This window comes from Kitasatospora sp. NPDC004531 (assembly GCF_053602195.1).
Genome location: NZ_JBSGDD010000010.1, coordinates 77911 through 99211, shown reverse-complemented (window position 1 = coordinate 99211; position 21301 = coordinate 77911). Strand labels below are relative to the sequence as shown.

At 72.1% G+C, this 21301-nt stretch carries 16 protein-coding genes; all 16 read left to right on the top strand.

The features are described from left to right. The first annotated feature begins 60 nt into the window (after positions 1-60). The 16 genes from ACWEMJ_RS07525 to serA all read left to right on the top strand — a co-directional run bounded on the left by ACWEMJ_RS07525 (position 61) and on the right by serA (position 21053). A complete protein-coding gene (locus ACWEMJ_RS07525) occupies positions 61-594 on the top strand; it encodes an LOG family protein (protein ID WP_452136018.1) in 534 nt (177 codons plus the stop codon). A gap of 7 nt (positions 595-601) precedes the next feature. Next, on the top strand, positions 602-1291 hold the full coding sequence (locus tag ACWEMJ_RS07520; RefSeq protein ID WP_452136017.1) for an SDR family oxidoreductase: 690 nt from the start codon (positions 602-604) through the stop codon (positions 1289-1291). Between the two features lie 76 nt (positions 1292-1367). Further along, entirely contained in the window at positions 1368-2180 is an 813-nt protein-coding gene (locus ACWEMJ_RS07515) for an alpha/beta fold hydrolase (protein WP_452136016.1), read from the top strand. An 84-nt stretch (positions 2181-2264) separates the two neighbouring features. Next, positions 2265-3236: a methionine synthase gene (locus tag ACWEMJ_RS07510; RefSeq protein WP_452136038.1), complete on the top strand. Its 972-nt coding sequence runs from the start codon at positions 2265-2267 to the stop codon at positions 3234-3236. Between the two features lie 17 nt (positions 3237-3253). Then, positions 3254-5602 carry an NAD-dependent DNA ligase LigA gene (ligA, locus tag ACWEMJ_RS07505; RefSeq protein ID WP_452136015.1) on the top strand — a complete coding sequence of 783 codons (2349 nt, stop codon included), beginning with the start codon at positions 3254-3256 and terminating at the stop codon, positions 5600-5602. 296 nt (positions 5603-5898) lie between these two features. Further along, positions 5899-7488, top strand: coding sequence for a putative bifunctional diguanylate cyclase/phosphodiesterase (locus ACWEMJ_RS07500; protein WP_452136014.1), 1590 nt, complete (start codon positions 5899-5901; stop codon positions 7486-7488). 189 nt (positions 7489-7677) lie between these two features. Continuing rightward, the gene (gene gatC / locus ACWEMJ_RS07495; RefSeq protein ID WP_035866399.1) at positions 7678-7974 is read left to right on the top strand and encodes an Asp-tRNA(Asn)/Glu-tRNA(Gln) amidotransferase subunit GatC; all 297 of its coding nucleotides are present in this window, start codon (positions 7678-7680) and stop codon (positions 7972-7974) included. Between the two features lie 5 nt (positions 7975-7979). Beyond that, positions 7980-9473, top strand: coding sequence for an Asp-tRNA(Asn)/Glu-tRNA(Gln) amidotransferase subunit GatA (gene gatA / locus ACWEMJ_RS07490; protein WP_452136013.1), 1494 nt, complete (start codon positions 7980-7982; stop codon positions 9471-9473). Continuing rightward, positions 9470-9709 (top strand): hypothetical protein, encoded by a 240-nt coding sequence (locus ACWEMJ_RS07485; protein ID WP_452136012.1) that lies wholly within the window; start codon positions 9470-9472, stop codon positions 9707-9709. Before gatA ends, ACWEMJ_RS07485 begins: the two co-directional genes overlap by 4 nt. Positions 9710-9736: 27 nt before the next feature. Further along, the gene (gene gatB, locus ACWEMJ_RS07480) at positions 9737-11236 is read left to right on the top strand and encodes an Asp-tRNA(Asn)/Glu-tRNA(Gln) amidotransferase subunit GatB (RefSeq protein WP_452136011.1); all 1500 of its coding nucleotides are present in this window, start codon (positions 9737-9739) and stop codon (positions 11234-11236) included. Positions 11237-11307: 71 nt separating this feature from the next. After that, positions 11308-12294, top strand: a complete 987-nt coding sequence (gene rfbB / locus ACWEMJ_RS07475) for a dTDP-glucose 4,6-dehydratase (protein WP_452136010.1) — start codon at positions 11308-11310, stop codon at positions 12292-12294. 199 nt (positions 12295-12493) lie between these two features. Continuing rightward, positions 12494-15463, top strand: a complete 2970-nt coding sequence (locus ACWEMJ_RS07470; protein WP_452136009.1) for a putative bifunctional diguanylate cyclase/phosphodiesterase — start codon at positions 12494-12496, stop codon at positions 15461-15463. Between the two features lie 276 nt (positions 15464-15739). Beyond that, complete coding sequence (locus ACWEMJ_RS07465) at positions 15740-17590, top strand: acetolactate synthase large subunit (RefSeq protein ID WP_452136008.1); 1851 nt, start codon at positions 15740-15742, stop codon at positions 17588-17590. 23 nt (positions 17591-17613) lie between these two features. Then, a complete protein-coding gene (gene ilvN / locus ACWEMJ_RS07460) occupies positions 17614-18138 on the top strand; it encodes an acetolactate synthase small subunit (protein ID WP_452136007.1) in 525 nt (174 codons plus the stop codon). A gap of 98 nt (positions 18139-18236) precedes the next feature. After that, a complete protein-coding gene (ilvC, locus tag ACWEMJ_RS07455) occupies positions 18237-19235 on the top strand; it encodes a ketol-acid reductoisomerase (protein WP_452136006.1) in 999 nt (332 codons plus the stop codon). A 231-nt stretch (positions 19236-19466) separates the two neighbouring features. Beyond that, entirely contained in the window at positions 19467-21053 is a 1587-nt protein-coding gene (gene serA / locus ACWEMJ_RS07450; protein ID WP_452136037.1) for a phosphoglycerate dehydrogenase, read from the top strand. The last annotated feature ends 248 nt before the right edge of the window (positions 21054-21301 follow it).

The window sequence follows — 21301 nt, the reverse complement described above, 5'->3', positions numbered from 1 at the left end:
GGGTCGACGGGTTATCGGGTTGACCCGGGCGGGCCGGCCGGTGATAGGACTGGTTGCACTATGAACATCACGGTCTTCTGTTCGGCGAACCTGCTCGATGCCAAGTACACCGCCCCGGCGGCGGAGTTCGCGCGGCTGCTCGGGGCGGCCGGGCACACGCTGGTGTGGGGCGGGTCGCACACCGGGCTGATGGGGCTGCTGGCCGACGAGGTGCAGCAGGCCGGCGGGCGGCTGGTCGGGATCTCGGTGGAGTTCCTGCGGTACAAGGCGTACGAGGGCGCGGACGAGCTGGTGGTGACGCCCGACCTGGCCGCCAGGAAGGCCGGGCTGCTGGCCCGCGGGGACGCGGTGGCGGTGCTGGTCGGCGGGATCGGGACGCTGGACGAAGTCACCGAGGTGCTGGAGCTGAAGAAGCACGGCCACCACGACAAGCCGATCGTGTTCCTCGACACCGAGGGCTTCTACGACGGCATGCGCACCCAGCTCGAACGGATGGAGCGCGACGGCTTCCTGCCGCGTCCGCTCGCCGAGCTGGTGAGCTTCGCGCAGACTCCCGCCGAGGCCCTCGCCCGCCTGACCGACCAGCAGAACTGAGGAACCCATGGGTGTCCACCTGATCACCGGCGCCGGCTCCGGCATCGGCTCCGCCGTCGCCGACAAGCTCACCGCCCGCGGCGAGGAGGTCTGGCTGCTCGCCCGCGACGCCCGCCGGGCCGCGCAGCTGCGCGAGCGCTACCCCGAGGCGCGGACCCTGGTCGGCGACCTCGACGACCCCGGCAAGCTGTCCTGGGCGTTCGGCCACCAGGCGCTGCCCGTCGAACTCGACTCGCTGCTGCACATCGCCGGCGTGGTCGAACTCGGCACCGTCGCCGAGACCCCCGTCAAGGCGTGGCAGCAGCAGCTGAACGTCAACACCGTCGCCCCCGCCGAGATCACCCGCCTGCTGCTGCCGTCCCTGCGCCTGGCGCGCGGCCACGTGGTGTTCGTCAACTCCGGCGCGGGCCTGCGCGCCGACCCGACCTGGGGCTCCTACGCCGCGAGCAAGTTCGCCACCCGCGCCCTCGCCGACGCGCTGCGGCAGGAGGAGCACGCCCACGGGGTCCGGGTGACGTCCGTCTACCCCGGGCGGACGGCCACCGCGATGCAGGTCAAGGTGCACCAGCAGGAGGGCAAGGAGTACGACCCGGCGAAGTGGATCGCCCCGGAGTCGGTCGCCACCGCGGTCCTCGCCGCGCTCGACCTGCCCCGCGACGCGGAGATCACCGAGATCACCGTCCGCCCCGGCCAGTAGCCGGGGGCCCGCGCCTGCGGTCCACTGGAGGGACGGGGGGCCGCCCTCGCGGCCCCGGCAGGTGAGGAGCGGTCGCATGCCTCTGGCCCGGGTGAACGGTGTCGGTCTCCACTACGAGCTGGCGGGGGACGGTGATCCGCTGGTGCTGGTCCACGGGTCCTGGACCGACCACGTCACCTGGGGCGCGGTGGCGCCCGCCCTCGCCGAGCGGTACCGCGTACTCGCCTACGACCGGCGGGGGCACAGCCGGAGCGAACGCCCCGCCGGGCAGGGCTCGCGGGCCGAGGACGAGCAGGACCTCGCCGCGCTGATCGAGACGTTCGACCTGGCGCCCGCCCACGTGGCCGGCAACTCCTTCGGGGCCTCGACGGCGCTGGGCCTGGCAGCCCGGCGCCCCGAGCTGTTCCGGAGCCTTGCGGCGCACGAGCCCCCGCTGATGGGGATCGTGGCCGACGACCCGGAACTCCGACCGCTGATGCGGACCCTGGGGGAGAAGCTCGACTCCGTCCGCGCGCGGCTGCGCGCGGGCGAGGACCGCGCGGGCGCCGAGCAGTTCGTCGAGGAGGTCGCCCTCGGGCCGGGGAACTGGGCGCAGCTGCCGGACTGGCTCCGCGACACGCTGGTCGCCAACGCCCCCACCTTCCTCGACGAACTGGCCGACCCGGACTGGCAGTTCCTCGACCTCGCCGGTCTCTCCGGCTACCTCGGCCCCGCCCTGCTGACCCACGGCACCGAGAGCCCGCCGTGGTTCGCGGCCATCGTCGCCCGGCTCGGCGAGGCGCTGCCCCGGGCCGAGGTCCAGGTGCTGGTGGACGCCGGCCACGTCCCGCACGTCTCGCACCCCGAGGAGTACCTGCGCAGCCTGACCGGCTTCCTCGATGCGGCCTGAGCGCCACGCTGCGTAGGCTTCTCTCCCGTGACTGACGTGGACGTTTTCGGAGAGCTGATCGGGGCCGCCACCGGGATCGGGTCGATGCCCGGCGGCGACGTGCGGGAGATGGCCCGCGGCGTGACGGCGGAGCTGGAGCAGCTGCCGTTCCTGCCCGAGCTGCCCGGGCGCGGGCCCGGGGCCGACATGATCGGGCGCGGCGCGGGGCTGCTGACCGAACTGTTCGTGCAGACCGAGCCGAGCGGCTGGCGGTTCACCGACCACCCGGGGCGGGACACCAAGCGGGCCCGGTCCTGGCTGGGCGAGGACCTGGACGCGCTGGAGGAGTACACCCAGGGCTACCAGGGGCTGCTGAAGGTGCAGGCGGTCGGGCCGTGGACGCTGGCCGGATCGATCGAGCTGAAGCACGGCGAGAAGGCGCTCAGCGACCCGGGCGCCTGCCGGGACGTCGCCGAGTCGCTGACCGAGGGGCTGCGCCGCCACCTGGCGGACGTCCGCCGCCGGGTGCCGGGCGCGACCGTGGTGCTCCAGCTCGACGAGCCGCTGCTGCCCGCCGTGCTGGCCGGTTCGGTGAAGACCGCCAGCGGCTTCCAGCGGCTGCGCGCGATCGACCGCCAACTCGCCGAGCAGGCCCTGCGGGACGTGATCCGCGGCGTGGACACGCCCGTCCTGGTGCACAGTTGTGCGCCGAAGGTGCCGATCCCGTTGCTGCGCCGGGCCGGAGTGGCCGGCATCAGCCTGGACTTCTCGTTCCTGACGGAGCGTGACGACGACGACCTCGGCGAGGCGGTCGAGGGCGGGACGCTGATCCTCGCCGGTGTGGTGCCGTCCACCGACGTCGCTGCGGTTCAATCAAAAGCGGTGTCAGACCCGGCCGGTAGTGTCCAGGGTGTCAGGACGTTGTGGCGCAGGCTGGGGCTGGCCCCCGAGCTCCTGGGCCGCCGGGTGGTGGTGACGCCGACGTGCGGGCTCGCGGGGGCGTCCCCGGCGTACGCCCGGCGGGCGTTGGCACAGACCGTGAAGGCGGCGCGGAGCCTGGTGGACAACCCGGAGTGACGGACGAGGAGGGCCCGGTGGCGGCTGCGGTGGAGGGCTGGGAGGACATCCCGGCGGAGGTGCGGACCAGGCACGCCGAACTGGCGACCGAGATCGAGGAGCACCGGTCCCGGTACTACGAGCTGGACGCGCCGACCATCAGCGACGCCGAATTCGACCGGCTGATGCGCGAGTTGGAGGCACTGGAGGCCGAGCACCCGGCCCTGGTGACGCCCGACTCGCCCACCCAGAAGGTCGGCGGCGCGCCGACCGTGCTGTTCGCCCCGGTCGAGCACCGCGAGCGGCTGCTCAGCCTGGACAACGCGATGGACGGCGACGAACTCGCCGCCTGGGCCGAGCGGGTCGCCACCGAGCTGTCCGGCATCGACTACCACTACCTGTGCGAGCTGAAGGTGGACGGCCTGGCCGTCAACCTGACGTACGAGAACGGCGTGCTGGTGCAGGCCGCCACCCGCGGCGACGGCCGGGTCGGCGAGGACATCACCGCCAACGTCCGCACCATCAAGGAGATCCCGCACCGCCTCAAGGGCGAGCACATCCCGGCGCTGGTGGAGATCCGCGGCGAGGTGTACTTCCCCACCGAGGAGTTCGACGCCCTGAACGCCTCCTTCGCCGAGGAGAACGAGCGCCGCCGGCAGGAGAACGAGGAGCGCGCCAAGGAGGGCAGGCGGCCGCGGGCGATGATCCGGCTGTTCATGAACCCGCGCAACGCCGCCGCCGGTTCGCTCCGCCAGAAGGACCCGCTGGTCACCGCCGCCCGCCCGCTGCGGATGGTGGTGCACGGCATCGGCGCCCGGGTCGGCTTCGACATCGACTGCCAGTCGCACGCCTACCGGCTGCTGCACGACTGGGGCCTGCCGACCGCCCGGCACAACAAGGTCGTCGGGACGCTGGACGAGGTCCGGGCGTTCATCAAGCACTTCGGCGAGCAGCGGCACTCCGTCGAGCACGAGATCGACGGCGTGGTGGTCAAGGTCGACGAGATCGCCCTGCAGGGCCGGCTCGGCTCGACCTCCAAGTCGCCGCGCTGGGCGATCGCCTGGAAGTACCCGCCGGAGGAGGTCACCGGCAGGCTCGCCGAGATCAAGATCGGCATCGGCCGCACCGGCCGGGCCACCCCGTACGCGGTGCTGGCCGAGCCGGTGAAGGTCGCCGGGTCGATGGTGCAGTACGCGACGCTGCACAACCAGCAGATCGTCAAGGCCAAGGACGTGCTGCTCGGCGACACCGTCGTGCTGCGCAAGGCCGGCGACGTGATCCCGGAGATCCTCGGCCCGGTCTACGACCTGCGCGACGGCACCGAGCGGGCGTTCGAGATGCCCACCCACTGCCCGGAGTGCGGCGCCGAGCTGCGCCCGATGTCCGAGGGCGACATCGACCTGCGCTGCCCGAACGCCCAGCACTGCCCGGCGCAGATCCGCGAGCGGATCGCGTTCCTCGGCGGCCGCCAGTGCCTGGACGTCGAGGGCCTGGGCTACGTCGCGGCGACGGCGCTCACCCAGCCGCTGGAGCCCGCCGACCCGCCGGTCAAGGACGAGGGCGACATCTTCGGCCTGACCGAGGAGCAGCTGCTGCCGATCAAGGTGCTGGTGCGCGACCCGAAGACCGGCATGCCCAAGCCGGACGACAAGACCGGCAAGGAGAAGCAGGTCTCCTTCTTCGCCACCACCGCCGGCGCCCCGAAGAAGAACACCGGCGTCCTGCTGGACAACCTGCGCGCCGCCAAGGACCGCCCGCTGTGGCGCTTCCTGAACGGCCTGTCGATCCGGCACGTCGGCCCGGTGGCCGCCCAGGAGCTGGCCCGCGAGTTCCGCGACCTGGACCGGATCTTCGACGCCGACGAGACCGAGCTCGCCGCCGTCGAGGGCGTCGGGCCGACCATCGCGCGCTCCATCAAGGAGTGGCACGCCGAGGAGTGGCACCGGGAGATCCTCCGCAAGTGGCGCGACGCGGGCGTGCGGTTCACCGAGGAGGCCGGCGAGGAGCAGGGCGAACGCCCGCTGGAGGGGCTGACGGTGGTGGTCACCGGCACCCTCGCCGGGCACACCCGGGACGGCGCGAAGGAGGCGCTGACCTCGCGCGGCGCGAAGGTGACCGGCTCGGTGTCGAAGAAGACGCACTTCGTGGTGGTCGGCGACAACCCCGGCGGCAAGTACGACAAGGCGGTGCAGCTCGGCGTCCCGGTGCTGGACGACGCCGGCTTCGAGGTGCTGCTCGCGGACGGCGCGGACGCCGCCCGCCGACACCTCGGGCTGGAGGTCGGGAGCGACGCGGCCGGCGAGGGCGGAGGGGACGCCTCGAACGGCCCGGCCGTCCCGGACGGCGGGGAAAATGCCGGAGAAGTACCGGAGGAGGATGTTTCCTGACAGGTCGTTATCGTCCTGATGCTGCGTCAGTCGGGTGTTCGAGAGCGAAATCGGGCATTGTGTCATCGAGCAGCGCGCGGATATGACGTCGCGCTCGGAGGTGACCGGAAAGTGCGCCCGCGCGGCGGACCCCGGCTTACCCTGGGCGCTACGAACTGTCAGCAGGAGTGTGTGGCACCGGTCCTGCCGGAGCCCCGGGGACACGCCCTCGTCTGACGTCCACCGGCATCCCGAGGAGAGGGGTGCCTCACCGTGAGGCGGCCCAGCGGGGGCGGGCCCGACGGAGGACTGGGCTTATGGATCGTTCGACCGGCGGCGCGCCCACGCGCCCGCCGCAGGGGATGGCGGGGGCGGTGCTGCTGTTCGGCGTCCTGCTGGCAGGCGCCGCACCGCTGATCCCGTTGGCCGTCCTGGTGTACCGCTACGAACCCGAACTGCTCCCGCTGTTCGCGGTTCCGCTGGCCGTGCTGGTCGCCGCCTGGCGGATCGCCCGGGACCGGGCCAGGGACCAGCTCACCGACCCGCTGACCGACCTGCCCAACCGGCAGGCCCTGTTGATCGCCACCCAGGAGGCGCTGGCCGCCCACGAGGGCGAGGCCGGCTACAGCGTCGGCCTGATCCTGCTCGACCTGGACCGCTTCCGATCGCTGAACGACGCGCTCGGGCACACCGCCGGCGACCGGCTGCTGGTGCACATCGCCCGCCGCCTGCACCGCGCCCTGCGCTCCGGCACCGGCTTCGCGCAGTGTCAGGACGCCGCCGTGCTGCCCCCGCTGGTCCGCCGCCGCGGCGAACGCCCCGTGGTGGCCCGGATGGGCGGCGACGAGTTCGCGGTGCTGCTGCCCGGCGTCGGCAGCCCCGAACTGCTGGAGCGGATCGCGAAGGGCCTGATCGCCGAACTCGCCGCCCCGATCCGGCTGGACGGGCTGCTGCTGGTGCTGGAGGCGAGTGCCGGTGTCTGCGTGCACCCGACGCACGCCCAGGACGCAGAATCGCTTCTGCGCCGGGCCGACGTCGCCATGGGCCACGCCCAGCACAGCCGCAGCGGCGTCGAACTGTACGACGAGGCACGGGACTTGGACACCCCGTACCGGATCGGCCTGCTCGGCGACCTGCGGCGGGCGCTGGAGATGAACGAGGTCGCGCTGCACTACCAGCCGAAGGTCGCCTTCGACGGCCGGGTGGTCGGCCTGGAGGCCCTGGTCCGCTGGGAGCGGCCCGGGCAGGGGCGGGTGCCCCCCGACGAGTTCATCAGCCTCGCCGAATCGTCCGGACTGATGCCCCGGCTCACCGACTACGTCCTGGAGAGCGCCGTCGGCCAGATCGCCCGCTGGCGCCACCAGGGCCTGATGGTGCCCGTCGCCGTCAACGTCTCGCCCCGCGACGTCCTCAACCCCGGCTTCGCCGCCCGGGTCGCCGGACACCTCACCCGGCACCAGGTCCCCGCCGAGGCGCTCCAACTGGAGATCACCGAACGGCTGCTGCTCGACGACAGCCGGCGCGCCGCCGACACCCTCGCCGAGCTGCGCCGCTACGGCGTGCGGATGTCGCTGGACGACTTCGGCACCGGGCACTCCTCGCTGGTGCGGCTGCGCAGCCTGCCGGTCGGCGAACTCAAGATCGACCGCTCCTTCGTCTCCCGGATGGTCGCCGACGACCACGACGCGGCGGTGGTGCGCTGCTCCGTCGAACTCGCGCACTCGCTGGGGCTGACGGTGGTGGCGGAGGGCGTCGAGGACGACGAGACGTGGGAGCGCCTGCACGACATGGGGGTCGACGCGGTGCAGGGGTGGCTGGTGTCGGCCGCGCTGCCCGCCGACCAGGCGACGGCGTGGCTGCAGGTGCGGCGGACGGGGGCGGCGCCGGTCTCGTCGCTGCCGCGATAGTTCTTCGTCCGAGGGGTCCGTCCGGGGAGGGGAGTTCCGCCCCCGGGCGGACCTCTCCGCGCCCGCCCGGTCGCCCGCGCAGTTCCCCGCGCCCCTGACGGGGCACATAGGATGGACCCTCAAGACCAAAAAGGACGGGTGTGCCCAGGGCCGCCCGGTCCACCGGAACTCACCCTTGAGGATCGCTGCATGCCTGGCATCACGCGCGAGGAGGTCGCCCACCTCGCCCGGCTGTCGCGTCTGGAGTTGCAGGCGGAGGAGCTGGACCACTTCGCCGAGCAGCTCGACGTGATCATCGGCGCGGTCGCCCGCGTTTCCGAGGTCGCGGGGCAGGACGTCCCGCCGACCTCCCACCCGCTCCCGCTGAGCAACGTCATGCGGGCGGACGAGGTGCGACAGTCGCTGACCCCGGAGCAGGCGCTGTCCGGCGCCCCGGCGAGTGAGGACCAGCGTTTCCGCGTGCCGCAGATCCTCGGGGAGGACTGACCGAGATGACCGACCTGATCAAGTACACGGCGGCCGAGACGGCCTCCGCGATCGCCAAGGGCGAGGTCTCGGCCGTCGAGGTCGCCCAGGCCCACCTGGACCGGATCAACGCCGTCGACAAGAAGGTCAACGCCTTCCTGCACGTCGACAGCGAGGGCGCGCTGGCCGCCGCCCGCACGGTCGACGAGAAGCGCGCCAAGGGCGAGCAGCTCAGCCCGCTGGCCGGTGTGCCGCTGGCACTGAAGGACGTCTTCACCACCAAGGGCATCCCGACCACCTGCGGTTCGAAGATGCTCGAAGGCTGGATCCCGCCCTACGACGCCACCCTGACGCGGCGTCTGAAGGACGCGGACGTCGTCATCCTCGGCAAGACCAACATGGACGAGTTCGCGATGGGCTCCTCCACCGAGAACTCGGCGTACGGCCCGACCGGCAACCCGTGGGACCTCACCCGGATCCCCGGCGGCTCCGGCGGCGGCTCCGCGGCGGCGCTCGCCGCGTTCGAGGCCCCGCTGGCCATCGGCACCGACACCGGCGGCTCGATCCGCCAGCCCGGCGCCGTCACCGGCACCGTCGGCGTCAAGCCGACCTACGGCTCGGTGTCCCGCTACGGCCTGGTCGCCTTCTCGTCCTCGCTGGACCAGGGCGGCCCGTGCGCCCGCACCGTGCTGGACGCGGCGCTGCTGCACGAGGCGATCGCCGGCCACGACCCGCTGGACTCCACCTCGATCGACGCGCCGGTCCCGGCCGTGGTCGAGGCCGCGAAGATGCGCGACATCCGCGGCATGCGGATCGGCATCGTCAAGGAGTTCGCCGGCGAGGGCTACCAGGCCGGCGTCATGCAGCGCTTCGACGAGTCGGTGGAGCTGCTGCGCGAACTGGGCGCCGAGGTCGTCGAGGTGTCCTGCCCGTCGTTCACGCTGGCGCTGCCCGCGTACTACCTGATCGCGCCGTCCGAGTGCTCCTCGAACCTGGCCCGGTTCGACGCGATGCGCTACGGCCTGCGGGTCGGCGACGACGGCACCCGCTCCGCCGAGCAGGTCACCGCGCTGACCCGCGAGGCCGGCTTCGGCGACGAGGTCAAGCGCCGCATCATCCTCGGCACCTACGCGCTGTCCTCGGGCTACTACGACGCCTACTACGGCTCGGCGCAGAAGGTCCGCACCCTGATCTCGCGCGACTTCGACGCCGCGTTCGCCGGTGTGGACGTGCTGATCTCGCCGACCACGCCGACCACCGCGTTCCCGATCGGCGAGCGGGCGGACGACCCGATGGCGATGTACCTCGCCGACCTGTGCACCATTCCCTCGAACCTGGCGGGCAACGCGGCCATGTCGCTGCCCTGCGGGCTGGCCCCGGAGGACAATCTCCCGGTCGGCCTGCAGATCATCGCCCCCGCGATGGCGGACGACCGCCTCTACCGCGTGGGCGGCGCCGTCGAGGCCGCGCTCAACGACAAGTGGGGTCACACCCTGCTGGAGGAGGCACCGGCACTGTGAGCAAGATCGAGAAGGCCAAGGGCTGGAAGCACTCGAAGCCCGGCCTGTGGCTGTCCATCGGCACCAGCGCGTTCGGGGCGATCTCCATCGCCAAGGACATCCGCGGCGCCCGCGCGGACAACGACACCCTCAAGCTGATCAACGCCCTGGTCGGCGCCGCCGCCCTGGTCACCGGCACCGCGCTCCTCGTCCGCGAGCTCAAGCGGCTCGGCGACGACGACGTCCTGCTCGGCTGAACCTCCCATGACTGAAGAAGGGACGCTGTGAGCGTCATGAGCCTGGTCTCCTACGAGGAGGCACTCGCCTCGTACGACCCGGTGATGGGCCTTGAGGTCCACGTCGAGCTGGGTACCAAGACCAAGATGTTCTGCGGCTGCTCCACCGAGCTGGGCGCGGAACCGAACTCGCAGACCTGCCCGACCTGCCTCGGCCTGCCCGGCTCGCTGCCGGTGGTCAACGCGGTCGGCGTGGAGTCCGCCATCCGGATCGGCCTCGCGCTGAACTGCGAGATCGCCGAGTGGTGCCGGTTCGCCCGGAAGAACTACTTCTACCCGGATATGCCGAAGAACTTCCAGACCAGCCAGTACGACGAGCCGATCGCCTTCAACGGCTACCTCGACGTGCAGCTGGAGGACGGCGAGGTCTTCCGGGTGGAGATCGAGCGCGCCCACATGGAGGAGGACACCGGCAAGTCCACCCACGTCGGCGGCGCCACCGGCCGCATCCACGGCGCCGAGTACTCGCTGCTCGACTACAACCGGGCCGGCATCCCGCTGATCGAGATCGTCACCAAGCCGATCGAGGGCGCGGGCCACCGGGCCCCCGAGGTCGCCAAGGCGTACGTCGCCGAGCTGCGCGAGCTGATCAAGGCGCTGGGCGTCTCCGAGGCCCGGATGGACAAGGGCCAGATGCGCTGCGACGTCAACCTGTCGCTGCGCCCCAACGGCACCTCGACGTTCGGCACCCGCAGCGAGACCAAGAACGTCAACTCGCTGCGCAGCGTCGAGCGGGCCGCCCGGTTCGAGATCCAGCGGCACGCCACCGTGCTGACCGACGGCGGCACGATCGTCCAGGAGACCCGGCACTTCCACGAGGAGGACGGCTCCACCACCTCCGGCCGGATCAAGGACAACGCCGAGGACTACCGGTACTTCCCGGAGCCCGACCTGGTCCCCGTCGCCCCGGCCCGTGAGTGGGTCGAGGAGCTGCGGGCCGGCCTGCCCGAGCTGCCGCGGGTCCGCCGGGCCCGGCTGCAGGCCGAGTGGGGCCTCAACGACCAGGACATGCAGTCGGTGCTCAACGCCGGCGCGGTCGAGCCGATCACCGAGACCATCGCGGCCGGCGCCCCCGCCGACCAGGCCCGCAAGTGGTGGATGGGCGAGCTGGCGCGGCGCGCCAACGAGACCGGCACCGAGTTGTCCGAGCAGCCGATCACCCCGGCCCAGGTGGCCCGGGTCTGCGCGCTGGTCGCCGAGGGCAAGCTGAACGACAAGCTGGCCCGCCAGGTCATCGAGGGCGTGCTGGCCGGCGAGGGCGAGCCGGACCAGGTCGTCGAGAAGCGCGGCCTCGCCGTGGTCTCCGACGACTCGGCGCTCGGCGCGGCCGTCGACCAGGCGATCGCCGACAACCCCGACGTCGCCGCGAAGATCCGCGACGGCAAGGTGCAGGCGGTCGGCGCGCTGGTCGGCGCGGTCATGAAGGCCACCCGCGGCCAGGCCGACGCGGCGAAGGTGAAGGACCTGATCCTGGAGAAGCTCGCCTGAGTTTCCGGGTCTTGGCGGTGCCCGTTCCCGAGGCCGGGGGCGGGCACCGCCTTTTTTACGGAGAGAACCACATGAGGATCCTGGTCACCGGCGGCGCCGGCTTCATCGGCTCGCACTACGTCCGCACGCTGCTGGCGGACGGCTACCCCGGCGCGCGCGGCGCCCGGGTCACCGTCCTCGACCGGCTGACGTACGCGGGCAGCCGGGACAACCTGCCCGCCGCCCACCCCCGGCTGGACTTCGTGCACGGCGACGTCTGCGACCCCGACCTGCTGCGCCGGCTGACGCCCGGCCACGACGCGGTGGTGCACTTCGCCGCCGAATCGCACGTGGACCGCTCGCTGGAGTCCGCCGCCGAGTTCGTCCGCACCAACATCGGCGGCACCCACAACGTCCTTGAGGCCGCGCTGCGTTCGGGCGTCGAGCGGGTCGTGCACGTCTCCACCGACGAGGTGTACGGCAGCATCGACGAGGGCGCCTGGACGGAGGAGCAGCCACTGCTGCCCAACTCCCCGTACGCCGCCTCCAAGGCCGGCGCCGACCTGCTGGCCCGCGCCTACTGGCGCAGCCACGGGCTGCACGTGTCGATCACCCGCTGCTCCAACAACTACGGCCCGTACCAGCACCCCGAGAAGCTCGTCCCGCGCTTCACCACCAACCTGCTCCGGGGCCTGCCCGTCCCGCTGTACGGCGACGGCGCCAACGTCCGCGAGTGGCTGCACGTGGACGACCACTGCCGGGCGGTGCAGCTGGTGCTGGAGGGCGGGCGGGCCGGCGAGGTCTACAACGTCGGCGGCGGCGAGGAGCGCACCAACCGGGAGATCACCGAGCTGCTGCTGGAGCGGCTCGGCGCCGACCGGAGCGCGGTGCGCCGGGTCGCCGACCGCAAGGGCCACGACCTGCGCTACGCGCTGGACGGGAGCAAGCTCCGCGCGGAGCTCGGCTTCCGGCCGCGGATCCCGTTCGCCCGCGGCCTGGCGGAGACCGTCGACTGGTACCGGGACAATCCGGACTGGTGGAAGGCCGCCGAGGAACGCGCTGCCGCGCACGGGAGTTGACGGTACGTCAGGTCGTTCCGGAAGGGGTCCGGCCAGCGGCCCGGGTGGGCCGAACGGGCGACACTGCCGCGAACGGCCCCCGCCCCACCTGGCAATCATTACGCTGAGTTGAGGATGCGTGCCGGTGTGTGACCGGATTGGTGTAGGGTCCGGGACGGGAAAGCCGGTACGGCCTCGGGCCGTGAGGGGGAGATGTCGATTGAACTCCACCGAATCGGTGCTGCCTGCCCGCCCCACCCTGCGCCGGCTGACGGCCGCGCTGCTCGCGGTGCTCTGCGCCGGGTACGCGGTGGGCGCCGGAATCGGCTGGGGCTCCTGCGAAGTCGCCCTGGTCATGGGCGACTTCGGCCTCGCGGCGGCGGCCCTCGCGGCCGCCCTGTCCTGCCTCGCGCACGGCATCGCGGTGGGCGGCCACACCCGGCCCGCCTGGCTGCTGTTCGGCCTCTCCTCGGCGGTGGTGGCGTTCGGCAACGGCGTCTGGGGCTGGTACGAGGTGGTGCTCGGCCGCCCGCTGCCGCCGGACTCCGCCGCCGACTACCCGTTCCTGCTGTTCGCCCCGCTCGCCATCACCGGCCTGCTGGTGCTCGCCCAGCGCCCGCGCAACCCGGCCGGCTGGCTCTGCCTGGTGCTGGACGCCTGGCTGGTGGCCGGATCGCTGTTCACCCTCAGCTGGAGCCTGGCGCTCGGCCGGGTCGCCGCCGGCGACGGCGACGCCCCGCTGAAACTCGCCCTCGGCCTCGGCTACCCCGTCCTGGACATCCTGCTGGTCAGCCTGGTCGTCGGCCTCAACGTCCGCGGCAGGGACCGCAATCGGGCCGCCGTGCACACCGCGATGATCGGCCTCGCCGTCACCGTGGTGTGCGACGCGCTGTTCACCACCCCGCAGTTCCACAGCGACTACCACTCCGGTGAACTGCTGGACGCCGGCTGGTTCGCCGGCTCCCTGCTGCTCGCCTGGGCCCCCTGGTCGCACACCCGCCGCCCCAGCCGCCAGCACCCCTCCACCCAGGGATCGCCGCGCCGCCGGGTCGCCTCCACCTTCAGCGCGCTCACCCCGTACGCGGCCGCCGCGGTCTGCACCGCCGGCATCCTGTACAACGCCCTCGGCGGCCGCCCGCTGGACCGGGTGATGCTCGCCGCCGCCAGCACCGTCGGCCTGGCCCTGATCATCCGGCAGGGCGTCATGCTGCTCGACAACCTGTCGCTGGCGCAGGAACTCGCCACCAAGGAAGCCCACTTCCGCTCCCTGGTGCAGGGCTCCAGCGACGTCATCATGATCGCCGGGCCGTCCGGCGCGCTGTCCTACGTCAGCCCCGCCGCGCTGCGGGTCTACAACCGCGACCCGGAGGACCTGGTCGGCGGCAACCTGCTCAACCTGGTCCACCCCGAGGACGTCGACCGGGTGCTCGCCGAGGTGCGCCGCATCCTGGCCCGCGCCCGCGGCGCCCGCCTCCACAACGGCGAGCCCTCCGCCCGGGTGGAGTGCCGGATCCGCTCCGGCGAGGGGGAGTGGCTGCACGTCGAGTCCACCGTCAACCCGTACCGCGACGGGCTGATCCTGAACAGCCGCGACATCACCGAACGGGTGCGCCTGCAGGCCCAGTTGCAGCACAACGCGTTCCACGACCCGCTCACCGACCTGCCCAACCGCGCGCTGTTCGCGCACCGCGTGTGCGCCGCGCTCACCGCGCAGGGCCCGGCCGGCACCGCCGTCGCCGTGCTCTTCCTCGACCTGGACGGCTTCAAGGCCGTCAACGACACCGCCGGACACCAGGTCGGCGACGAACTGCTCATCCAGGCCGCCCGCCGGCTCCAGACCGCCGTCCGCACCGAGGACACCGTCGCCCGGTTCGGCGGCGACGAGTTCGCCGTCCTGGTGCGCGGCCGGATCGGCCACCCGCAGGTCCGCGACCTCGCCGAACGCATCCGCGGCGCACTCTCCGAGCCGTACTGGATCGCCGGCGCCGAACTCGGCGTCGCCGCCTCGATCGGCATCGCCTTCGGCCCCGACACCCCGCTGCCCGTCCCCGACCCGCTCCCCGGCGAGGACGAGGACGCCCGCGCCCGCAGCGCCGAGGCCGCCGCCGCGAGCGCCGCCGACGAACTGCTGCGCAACGCCGACCTCGCGATGTACCAGGCCAAGTCCCGCGGCAAGGGCCGGGTGGTGCTCTACAGCCCCGCCATGCGCGCCGAACTCGACCGGCGCGGCGAACTGGAGGAACGGCTGCGCGCCGCCGTCCGCGAAGGCTCCTTCGCGCTGCTCCACCAGCCCGTGGTGGAACTCGCCGGCGGCCGGCTCACCGGCGTCGAGGCACAGGCCCGCTGGCGCTCCGCCGAAGGCATGCTGCTCACCCCCGCCGAGTTCCTGCGCACCGCCGACACCGGCGACGGCGCCACCCGGTTCGCCCGCTGGCTGGTCACCGAGGCGGTCGCCGCCGCCGCCCGCCGCCGCGCCGACGGCCCCGCCGCCCCGCCCGTCCCGGTCACCGTCCGGCTGGCCGCCGAGCGGCTCTGCGCCCCCGGCATGTACGAGACCCTGGCCGGCGCCCTGCGGGACACCGAACTGCCGCCCGACCTGCTCGTCCTGGAGGTCTCCCGGATGGGCCCCGACGCGCTCGCCGACGAACTCGGCCGCCGGCTCGCCGCGTTCCGCCGGCTCGGGGTGTCCACCGCGCTCGCCGGGTTCGGGGCCGGCGGCGGATCGCTCGGCGTGCTCGCCCGGATGCCGTTCGACGCGTTGAAGCTCGACCGCAGCCTGGTCCAGGACATCGCCGACTCCACCCTCACCCGGGCCCTCGCCGGGCACGCGCTGCGCCTCGGCCGCGACCTCGGCCTGGTCACCGGCGCGGACGGCGTCGACCACCCCCGGCAGGTCGCCGTGCTCCAGGAGCTCGGCTGCCGGCGCGGCCAGGGCCTGGCCTTCGACCGCCCGCTCGACGAACTGCGCCTGCGCCGCGCCCTGCTGCGCCGCGGCTACCCCGCCACCCGCCCCGGCCAGGGTCATGCCGGCCGTCGGCTGCTCACTCCGGAGCCCCGCACGGGTGGCCTCGCGGAGGCCTCGGCGGGCCGTTCCGGGCACCTCCACAGCGGCCTTGAGCTGCCGCAACGGCACCCCGTCGGGGGTCCGAGCGGCAGCCCGCATGGTGAGACGACAGTCCCACCAGCTTGACACCCACCGCCGCGTGGGAGGAAGGTCGGTGCCATGACCACCCGAATTCTCGTACTTGGCGGGCGCGTCGGCTGACAGACAGCCTGACGCGCCTCCCCCTCGCATGCCCTTGGCACGAGGGGTTTTTTGTTGCACGAATCCGGGTCGGCCACTGCAGGAACCCTGGCCTCAATCCCCCGAAATCCGGACGATCGAGGCACCGCCGGAGACCGCCCCGGGAGCCACCGCCACCGGGCCGGCGCCTACCCCGAGCAGAACCCGAGAAGAGACAGGCAGATGACTGAGCACGCCGCAACCCCCCGCCGCGGGGACCACCCGGCCGCCCACGCTCCGGGTCAGCAGACCATCGAGACCATGACCGGCGCGCAGTCGCTCATCCGCTCGCTCGAAGCCGTCGGGGCGGACACGGTCTTCGGCATTCCGGGCGGCGCGATCCTCCCCGCGTACGACCCGCTGATGGACTCCACCAAGGTCCGCCACATCCTGGTCCGCCACGAGCAGGGCGCCGGTCACGCCGCGACCGGCTACGCGCAGGCCACCGGCCGGGTCGGCGTCTGCATGGCCACCTCGGGCCCCGGCGCCACCAACCTGGTCACCCCGATCGCCGACGCCTACATGGACTCGGTGCCGATGGTCGCGATCACCGGCCAGGTCGCCTCCAAGGCGATCGGCACGGACGCCTTCCAGGAGGCGGACATCTGCGGCATCACCATGCCGATCACCAAGCACAACTACCTGGTGACCGACCCCGCCGAGATCCCCCGGGTGATCGCCGAGGCCTTCCACATCGCCGCCACCGGCCGCCCCGGCCCGGTCCTGGTCGACATCGCCAAGGACGCCCTGCAGGCCACCACCACCTTCCGCTGGCCGGTCGAGCCCGCGCTGCCCGGCTACCGCCCCGTCACCAAGCCGCACGCCAAGCAGATCCGCGAGGCCGCCAAGCTGCTGGTGGGCTCCAAGCGCCCGGTGCTGTACGTCGGCGGCGGCGTGCTGAAGGCCAACGCCGGCACCGAGCTGCGCATCCTGGCCGAGCTGACCGGCGCGCCGGTGGTCACCACCCTGATGGCGATCGGCGTCTTCCCGGACAGCCACCCGCAGCACCTGGGCATGCCCGGCATGCACGGCTCGGTCCCCGCCGTCACCGCGCTGCAGAAGTCCGACCTGCTGTTCGCCCTGGGCGCCCGCTTCGACGACCGGGTCACCGGCAAGCTGGACTCCTTCGCGCCGAACGCCAAGGTCGTGCACGCCGACATCGACCCCGCCGAGATCGGCAAGAACCGCCCGGCGGACGTCCCGATCGTCGGCGACGCCCGCGAGGTGCTGGCCGACCTGATCGTCGCCGTCCAGGCCGAGTTCGACGCCGGCCGCCGCGGCGACTACGCGGACTGGTGGACCAAGCTCGACCACTGGAAGAAGACCTACCCGATCGGCTACGAGCCCGCCCCGAACGGCATGCTGTCGCCGCAGCAGGTGATCGAGCGGATCGGCCAACTGGTCGGCCCGGACGCGATCTACGCCGCGGGCGTCGGCCAGCACCAGATGTGGGCCAGCCAGTTCATCCAGTTCGAGAAGCCCGCGACCTGGCTGAACTCCGGTGGCGCGGGCACCATGGGCTACGCCGTCCCCGCCGCGATGGGCGCCAAGGCCGGGAAGCCCGACACCCCGGTGTGGGCGATCGACGGCGACGGCTGCTTCCAGATGACCAACCAGGAACTGACCACCTGCACCCTGAACAACCTGCCGATCAAGGTCGCGGTCATCAACAACGGCTCGCTGGGCATGGTCCGGCAGTGGCAGACGCTGTTCTACAACCAGCGCTACTCCAACACCGTCCTGCACTCCGGCCCGGGCCACGACGGCATCGAGCCGCCCGCCCAGGGCACCCGGATCCCGGACTTCGTGCTGCTGTCCGAGGCGATGGGCTGCGTCGGCCTGCGCTGCGAGCGCCCCGAGGACCTCGACGCCGTCATCAAGCAGGCCATGGAGATCAACGACCGCCCCGTGGTCATCGACTTCATCGTCCACCAGGACGCGATGGTCTGGCCGATGGTCGCCGCCGGCACCTCCAACGACGAGATCCTGTTCGCCCGGGACGTCCGCCCCGACTTCGGCGACGACCAGGACTGACGAGTCAGAAAGCGATGACCCCCATGTCCAAGCACACCCTGTCCGTCCTGGTCGAGAACAAGCCCGGCGTGCTCGCCCGGATCGCCGCGCTGTTCTCCCGCCGCGGTTTCAACATCGACTCGCTGGCGGTCGGCCCGACCGAGCACCCCGACGTCTCCCGGATGACCATCGTGGTCAACGTCGAGGAGCTGCCGCTGGAGCAGGTCACCAAGCAGCTCAACAAGCTGGTCAACGTGATCAAGATCGTCGAGCTGGACCAGGCCCAGGCCGTCCAGCGCGAACTGGTCCTGGTGAAGGTCCGCGCCGACGCCGAGACCCGCTCCCAGGTCACCGAGATCGTCCAGCTGTTCCGCGCCAAGACCGTCGACGTGTCGCCCGACGCGGTGACCGTCGAGGCGACCGGCTCCTCGGACAAGCTGGAGGCGATGCTGCGGATGCTGGAGCCCTACGGCATCAAGGAGTTGGTGCAGTCCGGCCTGGTCGCGATCGGCCGCGGCGCCCGCTCCATCACCGACCGCTCGCTGCGCGCGCTCGACCGCAGCGCCTGAGGCCCGTCTTACACCCTGAGCACCACCACCGAACCCCCGCCGGGTGCGCCTACGGTAGGAGCACCCGGCAACACCACCACGCAAGGAGATGTGCCCCCGTGGCCGAGCTGTTCTACGAAGACGACGCCGACCTGTCCATCATCCAGGGCCGCAAGGTCGCGGTCATCGGCTACGGCAGCCAGGGCCACGCCCACGCGCTGTCGCTGCGCGACTCGGGCGTGGACGTCCGGGTCGGCCTGCTGGAGGGCTCCAAGTCGCGTGCCGCCGCCGCCGAGGCCGGCCTGCGCGTGGTCACCCCGTCCGAGGCCGCGGCCGAGGCCGACGTCATCATGATCCTGGTGCCGGACCCGATCCAGGCCGACGTCTACAAGGAGGCCGTCGAGCCGAACCTGAAGGCGGGCGACGCCCTGTTCTTCGGCCACGGCCTGAACATCCGCTTCGGCTTCATCCAGCCGCCGGCCGACGTCGACGTCTGCATGGTCGCCCCGAAGGGCCCGGGCCACCTGGTCCGCCGCCAGTACCAGGAGGGCCGCGGCGTCCCGTGCATCGTGGCCGTCGAGCAGGACGCCACCGGCAAGGCCTTCGACCTGGCGCTGTCCTACGCCAAGGGCATCGGCGGCACCAAGGCCGGCGTCATCAAGACCACCTTCACCGAGGAGACCGAGACCGACCTGTTCGGCGAGCAGGCCGTCCTGTGCGGCGGCACCGCCGCCCTGGTCAAGGCCGGCTTCGAGACCCTGGTCGAGGCGGGCTACCAGCCCGAGATCGCCTACTTCGAGTGCCTCCACGAGCTGAAGCTGATCGTCGACCTGATGTACGAGGGCGGCCTGGAGAAGATGCGCTGGTCGGTCTCCGAGACCGCCGAGTGGGGCGACTACGTCACCGGCCCCCGCATCATCACCGCCGACACCAAGGCCGAGATGAGGAAGGTCCTCGCCGAGATCCAGGACGGCACCTTCGCCAACACCTGGATCGCCGAGTACAAGGCCGGCCTGCCGAAGTACAACGAGTACAAGAACGCGGACGCCGACCACCTGCTGGAGACCACCGGCAAGAAGCTGCGCAAGCTGATGTCCTGGGTGGACGAGAGCGCCTGATCGGCCTCATCCCCGTTGTACAACAAGGCTGTTCCCGTCCGGGTGATTTCGCCGGACGGGAGCAGTCCCCCCAGGACCCCGCCGATAGACTCCCCGATACGCGTCAGGCCCACAGCGTCGTGCGTCTAGCTACGCGACATGCCACCTTCCCCCGCCCTGTGCACGCCACCTCACGTGCCCTCCACGCGGCGGGGTGAACCGGACAGTTAAGGACACACTGTCGTGAGCACTGTGACACCTAAAAGCGCTGTCGTACTGATCGCTGAAGAGCTCTCGCCGGCCACGGTCGACGCGCTGGGCCCCGACTTCGAGATCCGGCACTGCAACGGCGCCGACCGCGCCGAGCTGCTCGCCGCCATCGCCGACGTGGACGCCATCCTGATCCGCTCCGCCACCAAGGTGGACGCCGAGGCGCTGGCCGCCGCCAAGAAGCTGAAGGTCGTCGCCCGCGCCGGCGTCGGCCTGGACAACGTCGACGTCGCCGCCTCCACCAAGGCCGGCGTGATGGTCGTCAACGCGCCGACCTCCAACATCGTCACCGCCGCCGAACTCGCCTGCGGCCTGCTGATCTCCGTCGCCCGCAACATCGCGCCCGCCAACGCCGCGCTCAAGGGCGGCGAGTGGAAGCGCAACAAGTACACCGGCGTCGAGCTCAGCGAGAAGACCCTCGGCGTGGTCGGCCTCGGCCGGATCGGCGTCCTGGTCGCGCAGCGGATGTCCGCGTTCGGCATGAAGATCGTCGCCTACGACCCCTACATCCAGGCCGCCCGCGCGGCCCAGATGGGCGTCAAGCTGCTCTCCCTCGAAGAGCTGCTGGAGGTCTCCGACTTCATCACCGTCCACCTGCCGAAGACCCCCGAGACCATCGGCCTGATCGGCGACGAGGCCCTGCACAAGGTCAAGCCGAGCGTGCGGATCGTCAACGCCGCCCGCGGCGGCATCGTCGACGAGGACGCCCTGCTGCGCGCCCTGCAGGAGGGCCGGGTGGCCGGCGCCGGCCTCGACGTGTACGCCAAGGAGCCGTGCACCGACTCGCCGCTGTTCGCCCTCGACAACGTGGTCGCCACCCCGCACCTGGGCGCCTCCACCGACGAGGCGCAGGAGAAGGCCGGCATCGCGGTCGCCAAGTCGGTGCGCCTCGCGCTGGCCGGCGAGCTCGTGCCGGACGCGGTCAACGTCCAGGGCGGCGTGATCGCCGAGGACGTGCGCCCGGGCCTGCCGCTCGCCGAGAAGCTCGGCCGGATCTTCACCGCGCTGGCCGGCGAGGTCGCCGTCCGCCTCGACGTCGAGGTCCGCGGCGAGATCACCCAGCACGACGTGAAGGTGCTCGAACTCTCCGCGCTGAAGGGCGTGTTCGAGGACGTGGTGGCCGAGACGGTGTCCTACGTCAACGCCCCGCTGTTCGCGCAGGAGCGCGGCGTCGAGGTCCGCCTCACCACCTCCAGCGAGTCGCCCGAGCACCGCAACGTGATCACCGTCCGCGGCACCCTGGCGGACGGCGGGGAGGTGTCGATCTCCGGCACCCTCTCCGGCCCGAAGCAGACCCAGAAGATCGTCGGCGTGGACGGCTTCGACGTGGACGTCGCGCTCACCGACCACATGGCGTTCTTCCACTACGAGGACCGCCCCGGCGTGGTCGGCACCCTCGGCCGGATCCTCGGCGACGCGGGCATCAACATCGCCGGCATGCAGGTCGCCCGCGACGGCGACAACGCGCTCGCCTCGATCACCGTCGACACCGAGGTCTCCCAGGACGTCCTCACCGACATCGCCGGCGCCATCGGCGCCCGCTTCGCCCGCTCGGTGAACCTCGGCTGACACCCCCTCAGTACCCCCGAACGGCCCTTCCGACCTTGAGGCGGAAGGGCCGTTCGCATACCCGAGGGTCGTCGCCGTCTCAGATACTAGGAAATCCAAGTAATTTCGCGACAGTCCGGCCGACCCGTCGTACTGTGGAGTAGTCATACGGTGCGCCACCCCCGCAACGCCGGGGCGCGTGGCCCGTGTGCACGTACGCGGTGCGGCAGGCGACCCCTGCCAGGCGTACCCGTTCACCTCCACCCTCG

Coding starts and splice junctions, on each gene's coding strand:
- ACWEMJ_RS07525 (WP_452136018.1), top strand. CDS start 61: ATGAACATCACGGTCTTCTGTTCGGCGAACCTGCTCGATGCCAAGTAC.
- ACWEMJ_RS07520 (WP_452136017.1), top strand. CDS start 602: ATGGGTGTCCACCTGATCACCGGCGCCGGCTCCGGCATCGGCTCCGCC.
- ACWEMJ_RS07515 (WP_452136016.1), top strand. CDS start 1,368: ATGCCTCTGGCCCGGGTGAACGGTGTCGGTCTCCACTACGAGCTGGCG.
- ACWEMJ_RS07510 (WP_452136038.1), top strand. CDS start 2,265: ATGCCCGGCGGCGACGTGCGGGAGATGGCCCGCGGCGTGACGGCGGAG.
- ACWEMJ_RS07500 (WP_452136014.1), top strand. CDS start 5,899: ATGGATCGTTCGACCGGCGGCGCGCCCACGCGCCCGCCGCAGGGGATG.
- gatC (WP_035866399.1), top strand. CDS start 7,678: ATGCCTGGCATCACGCGCGAGGAGGTCGCCCACCTCGCCCGGCTGTCG.
- gatA (WP_452136013.1), top strand. CDS start 7,980: ATGACCGACCTGATCAAGTACACGGCGGCCGAGACGGCCTCCGCGATC.
- rfbB (WP_452136010.1), top strand. CDS start 11,308: ATGAGGATCCTGGTCACCGGCGGCGCCGGCTTCATCGGCTCGCACTAC.
- ACWEMJ_RS07465 (WP_452136008.1), top strand. CDS start 15,740: ATGACTGAGCACGCCGCAACCCCCCGCCGCGGGGACCACCCGGCCGCC.
- ilvN (WP_452136007.1), top strand. CDS start 17,614: ATGTCCAAGCACACCCTGTCCGTCCTGGTCGAGAACAAGCCCGGCGTG.